Below are 8,304 nucleotides of genomic sequence, written 5' to 3' on the forward strand. Positions count from 1 at the left end.
CCCGCCGCTGCCGCCGGTGTACCGGCGGGCGAACGGGGCGCGACCAGGGTCGCGGACCGCGTGGTGGCGAAGATCGCCGCCCGGGCCGCGCGGGAGGCGCTGCGCGGAGTGTCGCCACAGGACCCCACGGACGCGCATGCCACGGTGACCGTGCGCCGTCGTGCGGACCGGGAGAACCTCGGTGAGGCACGACTGCGGATCACGGTGGAGCTGGGCTACCCCTCGGACATCGGCGGGCAGTGCCGGGTGGTGCGGCGTCAGGTCGCCGAACGGGTCGCCGCGTTGACGGATATGACGGTGGCCGAGGTCGCGGTGGAGGTCGAGCGGCTGCACGCACCGCTGCTGGAGCGCAGGGGCCGGGAGGAGCGGGTGCGATGAGCGGCGGCGAGGACGCGGGGCGGGCGCTCCCCCGGAAAGAGGCTGAGGCTTCCCGGGAGGAAGCGGAGGCTCCCCGTACGGCAGGGACGGACCCGCGGACGGCAGGGAAGGACCCGCGGACGTCAGCGGCGGATCCCCGGAAGGACGGCCGTACCGGCCGCTTCTGGTCCGCCCGCCGGGTGCCCGCCGCCATGCTCGCACTGGTCCTGCTGGCCGCCGCGGGCCTGCTGCTCTACGACGTGGCCTCGGTGCGGGCGCACCGCCCCGCGATGGCCTGGCGCCGGCGGCTCGCCCGGGAACTCGCGGTCCGCCACCTCGACGACCCCTGGGTGCTGGCCGTCGCGGCGTCGGCGATGCTGCTCGGCGTCTGGCTGATCGTGCTGGCCGTCACCCCCGGCCTGCGCCGGGTGCTGCCGATGCGGCCGGTCGCCGCGGACCTCAGGGCCGGGCTGGACCGGCCGGCCGCCGCGCTGGTGCTGCGCGACCGTGCCATGGAGGTGGCCGGCGTCCAGTCCGTACGGATGAGGGTCGGCCGCCGCAGGGCCACCGCGCACGCCGTCTGCCACTTCCGCCCGCTGGACGAGGTCCGCGCGGACCTCGACAGCGCGCTCGGCGAGGGGCTGCGGCAGCTGGGCCTGGCCCGCCCGCTCGGTCTGACCGTGCACGTCCGGCGCCCGAAGAAGGGGTGAGCGCGGTGCGCGGGGTCCGTCGCACGGTCAACCGGGTGCTGCTCGGCCTCACCGGCGCGGTGCTGTTCGGCATCGGCGGCCTGGTGCTGTTCGGCGGCCTCGGCCTGCCCGCGACGTGGCACCTGGGCTTGCCCGCCCACTGGCCCTGGTCCCGCCCCGACGACGTCCTGCTCCCCGCCGGCCAGCGCACCCGGTGGACCGGCCAGGGCTGGTGGTGGCCGGCGGTGATCGCCGCCCTGGCCGTCCTGGTCCTGCTGACGCTGTGGTGGCTGCTGGTCCAGCTGCGGCGGCACCGGCTGAACGGGATCCTCGTCGACAGCGGCGACGGCGCGGGCGCCCTGCTGCGCGGCCGGGCCCTGGAAGGCGTCCTGGCCGCCGAAACGGAGTCCCTGGACGGTGTCGACCGGGCGGGGGTGCTGCTCACCGGCCGCCGCACCGGGCCCCGTCTCCGGGCCGTCCTCACCCTCGCCCCGCACGCCGACCCCGGGACCGTCCTCCGCCGGCTGTCCGACGAGGCCGTCACCCACGCCCGCCGGTCGGCCGGCCTCGGCCGGCTGCCGGCGGACGTCCGCCTGCGCGAGGCCGGACACCGGGCGGAACGGGTGAGCTGAGCAGCGCCGGGCGGGCAGGCCCGGGGGCGGCTCCCGGACCCCGTCCGATCGTGAGCCCCGTGCCTCAGAAGCCGTGCCGCGCCCCGCCGTCCACTGGCACCATCACACCCGTGACGTACGAGGCGGCCGGCGAGAGCAGGAACGCCGCGACCCGGCCGAACTCCGCCGGCGTGCCGTAGCGGCCCAGGGGAGTGGACGCGCAGTTGCGGGCGCGGGTGCCCTCCGGGTCGCCGGAGAGCGCGTCCAGCTGGGTCATCCGGTCGGTGGCGATCCGGCCGGGCAGCACACCGACGACCCGGATTCCGCGCGGGCCCAGCTCGTTGGCGAGCGACTTGGCGAAGCCGGCGAGGCCGGGGCGCAGCCCGTTGGAGATGGTCAGGCCGGTGATCGGCTCGTGGACCGAGCCGGAGAGCACCAAGCCGATCACACCGCCCTCCGCCAGCTCGGCGGCGGCCGTGCGGGCCAGCCGGACCGCACCGAGGAAGACCGATTCGAAGGCCGACCGCCACTGTTCGTCGGTGTTGTCGGCGGTGGTGCCGGGCGGCGGGCCGCCCACGCTGATCATGACGCCGTCGAGGCGGCCGAACCGCTCGCGGGCCGTCGCCACCAGGCGGGCCGCGGCCTCCGGGTCGGCGTTGTCGGTGGCCACCCCGATCGCCCGCTCGCCCAGCTCGGCGGCCGCCTCGGCCGCGCTCTCCTCCGTACGTCCGCTGATCACGACGTTGGCGCCTTCGGCGACCAGTTCACGGGCGGTGGCGAAGCCCAGGCCGCGGGTCGCTCCGGTAACGACGTATGTCCGGTCGGTGAGTTCGAGATCCATGCCGCCAGTCTGCCCTGCCGTCCTCCGGCAGTCCGCAGGCGGCCCCCACCGGGCCGACAGGGCGAAGGCCGGTGGGAAGTCCCCCAGTTGGCGCCGGTCCGCCGGTCCGCCGGTCCGCGCGAATGCCGTCGGACCGCGCGGTGCCGTCAGGCCCGCGGCGTCTCCACGGCGGCCCCGGTCGCCCCGGTCGCCTCGGCCGCCGCCCCGGTCGCCTCCGCCGCGGCGGCCTGTGCCCGGTCCCGGCGCTCCCGGCGTACGAGGATGACCCAGCCGACCGGTACCGCGGCCGCGAACAGCCACCACTGGATCGCGTACGCCATGTGCGGGCCGATGGAGTCGTGGTCCGGCGCGGGCACCAGCTCCGGCTTGCCGCCCGGCGGCTCGGGCTCGGTCTGCTCAAGGTAGCCGCCGAGCATCGGCCGGCCGGTCCGTTGCGCCTGTTCCGCGCTGTTGATCAGCATGACCTGGCGGGCGGGCAGGCCTTTCTTGTCCTTGATGCCGCTGGCCGCCGTGGTCTCGTCGGCCATCATCCGGCCGGTGACGGTGGTCGTGCCCTCGGGGGCGGGGGGCACGGCCGGGAACTTGGTGAGGTCGTTGCCCGCGGGGATCCAGCCGCGGTTGACCAGGACGGCATCGCCGTTCGCCAGCACCAGCGGGGTCAGGACGTAGTAGCCGATGCTCTGCTCGTCGGCGGCGGTGCGCTGGCGGACCACGACCTCGTGCGCGGTGTCGTAGCGGCCGGTGGCGGTGGCCCGGCGCCACATGTCGTGGCGCGGCAGATCCCGTCCGGGGGCGGCCAGCTCGGTCACCGGGACCGGCCGGGCTTCCAGGTTGGCGGCGATGAGGCCGTTCTGCGCCACTCTGTGCTCATGGCGGTGCAGCTGCCAGAAGCCCAGCTTGATCATGACGGGGATCAGCACAAGACCCACGAGGGTGAGGATCACCCATTGCCGGGACAGCAGGAAGCGGTACACGGCCTCGACGGTACCTAAGGCGCGCCGGCCGCCTGGCCGGGGGTCCCCGTCGGCGCGGTTCAGACGTGGTCGACGATGCCCACCCGCCCGTCCGAGCGGGCGCAGTGCGCACCGCAGTACCACCGGCCGTCGGCTTCCACGCCCTGGCCGATGATCTGGACCCGGCAGTGCTCACAGATCGGTGCCATGCGGTGGATGGCACAGGCGAAGCAGTCGAAGACGTGCACCGCCCCCTGGGCATGCACCTCGAACGTCATCCCGTAGTCGTTACCGCAGACCTCACAACGTGCCATGCGCCACAGCGTGCGGGCGGGGCCCCGCGCGGGGCGAGGGGCCCATGGGTGTGTTGGGCGGGCTTCACCCGGAAGCAGGCGCCGCCCGGACGTCCTGGAGCAGCTGCATGAAGGCCGCCTCGTCGATCATGACCGTGCCGTACGAGGCCGCCTTGACGGTCTTGGAGGTCCGGGCTTCCGGATCGTTGGTCACCAGCAGGCTGGTCAGCCGGGACACGCTCGTCGCGACATGCAGCCCGGCCTCGATCGCCCGGTCCTCCAGCAGCTCGCGGTCCACCGACGTGTCGCCCGAGAAGGCGACCCGCATCCCCTGGACGAGCGGGCCGCCGGCCTCGTAGCGCCCGGGGTTGGGATACGGGCACGCCGGGCGCTTCCGGGACGGCCGCCAGGTGCCCGGGCGGTACGCGGAGGCGGCGGAGCGCTGCCGGGGCGCGGGGGCGTCCGTCCACTCCGTGAGCGGCTGGCAGGTCAGCAGCGGCAGCCGCAGATTCCGCTGCGCGGCCCGCCGCAGACTGGGACGGAACGCCTCGGCCAGCACCCGGGCATCGTCCAGCGCGTGGTGGGCGCGCTCCTGCACCACGCCGTAATGGGCGGCGAGCGACTCCAGCTTGTGGTTGGGCAGCGGCAGGCCCAGCTCCTTGGAGAGCGCGATCGTGCACAGCCGCTGGCGCACCGGCGCGGCCGCCGCGGCGCGGGCGTACTCGCGGGCGATCATCGACCAGTCGAACATGGCGTTGTGCGCCACCAGCACCCGTCCGTCCAGGCGCCGGGACAGCTCCGGGACGATCTCCGGGAAGAGCGGCGCGTCCGCCAGCACCGCGCTCGTCAGACCGTGGATCCACACCGGCCCCGGATCCCGCTGCGGGTTGACGAGGGTGTACCAGCGGTCCTGGACCTCGCCCTGTGCGTCGAGTTGGTACACGGCGGCGGAGATGATCCGGTCGTCACGGGCCAGTCCGGTGGTCTCCACGTCGACCACCGCGTACCCCTGGGGATACCCGGACGGCCAGGGAGCCGGCGGCGTCGGCGGGCCCGGCTGCTGACCGATCGTCGGGGCGATCGGGTCGGCTGCTGCCATGTGGTCTTCGAGCATGGTCACTGAGGATAAGGGCCACCACTGACAGCCACCGAACCGGCGTCGGTTGCCACCGGACCGGCGTCGGTCGCCGTCGTTCGTCGCGCGGGGAGTGCTACCGGCGGTACGCCCGGCCACAGAGCTGACACCGGGTCTCACATACTTCTCGGTAACCACCCCTAGCGGCACCGCCGTCACCGCCTTTATGGTGCGGGGCATGCCGCACCTGCCCGATGTCGTGCTGTGGTCCGTACCGGCTTTCATCCTGCTCACCGTGGTGGAGATGGTGAGCTTCCGGCTGCGTCCCGACGAGGACGCGGCGGGCTACGAAGCCAGGGACGCGGCCACCAGCGTGGTGATGGGCCTGGGCAGCCTGGTCTTCGACGCGCTGTGGAAGATCCCCATCGTGGCGGTCTACGCCGCGGTCTACGAACTGACCCCGCTGCGCATACCGGTGCTGTGGTGGACGCTGCCGCTGATGCTGCTCGCGCAGGACTTCTTCTACTACTGGTCGCACCGCGGCCACCACGTCATCCGCGTCCTGTGGGCCTGCCATGTGGTGCACCACTCCAGCGAGAAGTTCAACCTCACCACCGCGCTGCGGCAGCCCTGGACGACCTGGACGGTCTGGCCGTTCTACGTCCCGATGATCGCCGTCGGCGTCCATCCGGCCGTGGTCGCCTTCACCTCCGGCGCCAACCTCGTCTACCAGTTCTGGGTGCACACGGAACGGATCGGCACCCTGCCCCGGCCCGTCGAGTTCCTCTTCAACACGCCGTCCCATCACCGCGTCCACCACGCCTCGCAGGGCGGCTACCTGGACCGCAACTTCGCCGGCATCCTGATCATCTGGGACCGGATGTTCGGCTCCTTCGTCCCCGAGACGGAGCGCCCGGTCTACGGACTCACCAAGAACATCCGCACCTTCAACCCGCTCCGGGTGGCCACCCACGAGTACGTCGCCATCGCCCGCGACGTCCGCGCCGCGGACAGCTGGAGCGAGCGTGCCGGGCGGGTGTTCCGCGGTCCGGGCTGGCAGCCGGCGGCGACGTGGGCGCCGCAAGCGGCCGAAGCGCCGGGGAGCACGGCGCGCGCCTCCGCCGAGGAGCCCGTCCTGTGACGGCCCGTTGGCCCGCCGCCGTACGGCCACTGCTCTGGGCGTTCGTGGCGCTGACGGCCGTTCACCTGGCGGCGCTGGCCGCTGGGGCGACACTCGCCGCGCAGCTCACCAAGCCCGCGCTGATGCCGGTGCTCGCCGGATACGTACTGGCCCGCGGCGGTCCGGCGCTGCTGGCCGGGGCGCTGCTGTTCGGCTGTGGCGGCGACGCCCTCCTCCAGATGGACGGCGACACCGTCTTCCTGGCCGGAACGGGCTCGTTCGCCGCCGGGCACGTCTGCTATCTGCTGCTCTTCGCCCGGCATGGGACGCCGCCGGGGCGTGGGCGGCTCGGGTACCCGGCCGGACCGGCCGCCGTGTACGGGGTACTGCTGGCCGGCACGGTGGCGCTGCTGTGGCCCGACCTCCCGGCCGGGCTGCGGATCCCCGTCGCCGGATACAGCTTGCTGCTCACCGCGATGGCGTTCGGCGCACTGCGGGCGGGGTCCCTGGGTGCGCTCGGCGGCCTGCTGTTCCTGCTCTCCGACGGTCTGCTCGCCGACGGTCTCGCCCATTGGCCGCAGCCGCCGCTGCCCCAGTTCTGGATCATGGTGACGTACGTAGCGGCCCAGTACGCCCTCGCCTGCGGCCTGCTGCGAGCCACCGCCGGCCCGGCCCCCCGGCCCACGCCCCGGCCGGCACCGACGGCCCCCGGGGCGGGCGTACCGTAACGAGCCGGGCGTACCGTGAGGGCGCACACGGTATGAGCTTGAGTCTCCCTCCGTGGGAGACCCGACAGTGGACGGTATGTACGAGGACGGCACGGGTCTGCTCACCATCGGCGCACTGGCGCGCCTGACCGGCATCCCGGTCAAGACCATCAGGAACTGGTCCGACCAGGACCTGCTGCCGCCCGCCGCCCGCACCCCCGCGGGCTACCGGCTCTACGGCCCGGACGCCCCGGCCCGCCTGGCGATCGTGCGCAGCCTGCGCGAACTGGGCATCGGGCTCACGGCGATCCGGTCCGTACTGCACCGCGAATGCACCCTCGCCGAGACGGCGGCGCAGTGGGCGGACGCGCTCGACGCGCAGATCTGTACGCTGCGGCTGCAACGCGCGGTGCTGCGGGCGGTGGCCGCGGGGGACAGCGCAGCAGAGGAGCTGCCGAGCATGACCGAACTGGCCCGCCTGTCGGCCGACGAACGCCGCCGGATCATCACGGACTTCGTCGATGACGCCCTCGACGGGGTACCCGCCCCCGCCTACCGCGGCGCGCTGCTCGCCGCCGCCCCGGACCTGCCCGACGACCCCACACCCGAACAGATCGGCGCCTGGACCGAGCTGGCCGCGCTGGTCCGGGAGCCCGAGCTGCGGGCGGCGCTGCGCCGGCTGGCCGAGTACAGCGCGCGTACGGCGCCGACCGAGCCGACCGCGCCGGCGGGGCCCGACGCGGGGGAGGAGGGCGAGGCCGCCGCGGTACGCGTCGCCGAGCTGATGCGGGAGCGGGGTGAGACGGCGGTCGCGGCCGGGATCGCCCCCGACTCCCCGGCCGCCGGGCCGGTCGTCGCCGAGCTGATCGCTGCCTGGCTCCCCACCCAGGCCGGTGCCGCCGACACGCCCGCCGAGGACGGGCCGGACGCCCGCGCCCGGCTGCTGGAACAGCTGGAGACCGCTGCCGAGCCGGCCGTGGAGCGCTACTGGCAGCTGGTGTGCACGGTCGCCGGCCGGCCCGCACCGCCCCGCTGGGAGCGCGCCGGCGCCTGGACGGCCGCGGCGCTGCGGGCCCATATCCGGCCGGTGGAGGTGGACCGCTCCGCGTTCGAGGGCACCGACCCGGAGCGGGTGCTGTACGCGTACGAACAGGTGGTCCGGGACGTCGGCGCGCTGGTCGCCGCCGTGCGCACGGAGGACCTCGGCCTGCCCACCCCGTGCGCCGGATGGACCGTACGGCAGCTGCTCTCCCACATGGTGTGGGAGAACCTCATGGCCACCTCGATCGCCGAAGGAGATCCGCGCGGCGATCACACCGCCGACCACCTCGGCGACGACCACCGCGCCGCCTTCGCGGACTCGTCGCGCGCCGCGCTGGCCGCCTTCACCGGCAGCGGGATGCTGCGGCGCACCTACGGCCCGTACGAGGCGCCCGGCGCGCTGATCGTCCAGCAGGTAGTGGTCGAACTCCTGGCCCACGGGTGGGACTTGGCGAGTGCCATGGGCGCGCCGACCGGTCTCGCGCCGGAGGTCGCCGAGGAGACCCTGGCGGCGGCGCGGCGGATCTACGGGGGCGCGCCGCGCACCGAGGGCGGCTCGTTCGCGCCGGAGCGCCCCGCCCCGCCCGGAGCGTCCGCCGCCGACCGGCTCGCGGCCT

At 74.5% G+C, this 8,304-nt stretch carries 10 protein-coding genes; 6 read left to right on the forward strand and 4 right to left on the reverse strand.

Translation table 11 applies throughout. The features are described from left to right. The 3 genes from AZE13_RS18410 to amaP form a co-directional block, all read left to right on the forward strand. Positions 1 to 378, forward strand: a 378-nt coding sequence (locus AZE13_RS18410) for a hypothetical protein (protein ID WP_258527858.1), incomplete at its 5' end; no start/stop codon positions are given. Beyond that, on the forward strand, positions 375 to 1,067 hold the full coding sequence (locus tag AZE13_RS18415; RefSeq protein WP_066932563.1) for a DUF6286 domain-containing protein: 693 nt from the start codon (positions 375 to 377) through the stop codon (positions 1,065 to 1,067). The genes AZE13_RS18410 and AZE13_RS18415, both read left to right, overlap by 4 nt. Before the next feature lie 5 nt (positions 1,068 to 1,072). After that, entirely contained in the window at positions 1,073 to 1,678 is a 606-nt protein-coding gene (amaP, locus tag AZE13_RS18420; RefSeq protein ID WP_066932796.1) for an alkaline shock response membrane anchor protein AmaP, read from the forward strand. A 64-nt stretch (positions 1,679 to 1,742) separates the two neighbouring features. Here the strand turns inward: amaP and AZE13_RS18425 are convergent, their stop codons facing one another. The 4 genes from AZE13_RS18425 to AZE13_RS18440 all read right to left on the reverse strand — a co-directional run bounded on the left by AZE13_RS18425 (position 1,743) and on the right by AZE13_RS18440 (position 4,858). Then, positions 1,743 to 2,498 (reverse strand): SDR family oxidoreductase, encoded by a 756-nt coding sequence (locus AZE13_RS18425; protein ID WP_066932564.1) that lies wholly within the window; start codon positions 2,496 to 2,498, stop codon positions 1,743 to 1,745. A 146-nt stretch (positions 2,499 to 2,644) separates the two neighbouring features. Then, a complete protein-coding gene (locus tag AZE13_RS18430; protein WP_066932566.1) occupies positions 2,645 to 3,472 on the reverse strand; it encodes an SURF1 family protein in 828 nt (275 codons plus the stop codon). Between the two features lie 59 nt (positions 3,473 to 3,531). Beyond that, on the reverse strand, positions 3,532 to 3,765 hold the full coding sequence (locus AZE13_RS18435; RefSeq protein WP_079124123.1) for a hypothetical protein: 234 nt from the start codon (positions 3,763 to 3,765) through the stop codon (positions 3,532 to 3,534). Between the two features lie 64 nt (positions 3,766 to 3,829). Next, complete coding sequence (locus AZE13_RS18440) at positions 3,830 to 4,858, reverse strand: DEDDh family exonuclease (RefSeq protein WP_258527859.1); 1,029 nt, start codon at positions 4,856 to 4,858, stop codon at positions 3,830 to 3,832. 199 nt (positions 4,859 to 5,057) lie between these two features. Between AZE13_RS18440 and AZE13_RS18445 the strand changes: the two genes are divergently transcribed. The 3 genes from AZE13_RS18445 to AZE13_RS18455 form a co-directional block, all read left to right on the forward strand. Then, positions 5,058 to 5,960, forward strand: coding sequence for a sterol desaturase family protein (locus tag AZE13_RS18445; RefSeq protein ID WP_066932570.1), 903 nt, complete (start codon positions 5,058 to 5,060; stop codon positions 5,958 to 5,960). Further along, positions 5,957 to 6,667: a lysoplasmalogenase family protein gene (locus tag AZE13_RS18450; protein ID WP_066932572.1), complete on the forward strand. Its 711-nt coding sequence runs from the start codon at positions 5,957 to 5,959 to the stop codon at positions 6,665 to 6,667. The genes AZE13_RS18445 and AZE13_RS18450 overlap by 4 nt, the downstream gene beginning before the upstream one ends. Before the next feature lie 76 nt (positions 6,668 to 6,743). Next, a partial coding sequence (locus tag AZE13_RS18455) for a TIGR03086 family metal-binding protein (RefSeq protein WP_066932574.1) occupies positions 6,744 to 8,304 on the forward strand: 1,561 nt, incomplete at its 3' end.

The sequence above is a fragment of the Streptomyces sp. NBRC 110611 genome (assembly GCF_001590865.1).
Taxonomy (GTDB): domain Bacteria; phylum Actinomycetota; class Actinomycetes; order Streptomycetales; family Streptomycetaceae; genus Streptomyces.

Excerpts from the sequence above, each read along its gene's own strand:
- AZE13_RS18440 (WP_258527859.1), bottom strand. The coding sequence starts at position 4,858 with ATGCTCGAAGACCACATGGCAGCAGCCGACCCGATCGCCCCGACGATC.
- AZE13_RS18445 (WP_066932570.1), top strand. The coding sequence starts at position 5,058 with ATGCCGCACCTGCCCGATGTCGTGCTGTGGTCCGTACCGGCTTTCATC.
- AZE13_RS18435 (WP_079124123.1), bottom strand. The coding sequence starts at position 3,765 with ATGGCACGTTGTGAGGTCTGCGGTAACGACTACGGGATGACGTTCGAG.
- AZE13_RS18415 (WP_066932563.1), top strand. The coding sequence starts at position 375 with ATGAGCGGCGGCGAGGACGCGGGGCGGGCGCTCCCCCGGAAAGAGGCT.
- AZE13_RS18425 (WP_066932564.1), bottom strand. The coding sequence starts at position 2,498 with ATGGATCTCGAACTCACCGACCGGACATACGTCGTTACCGGAGCGACC.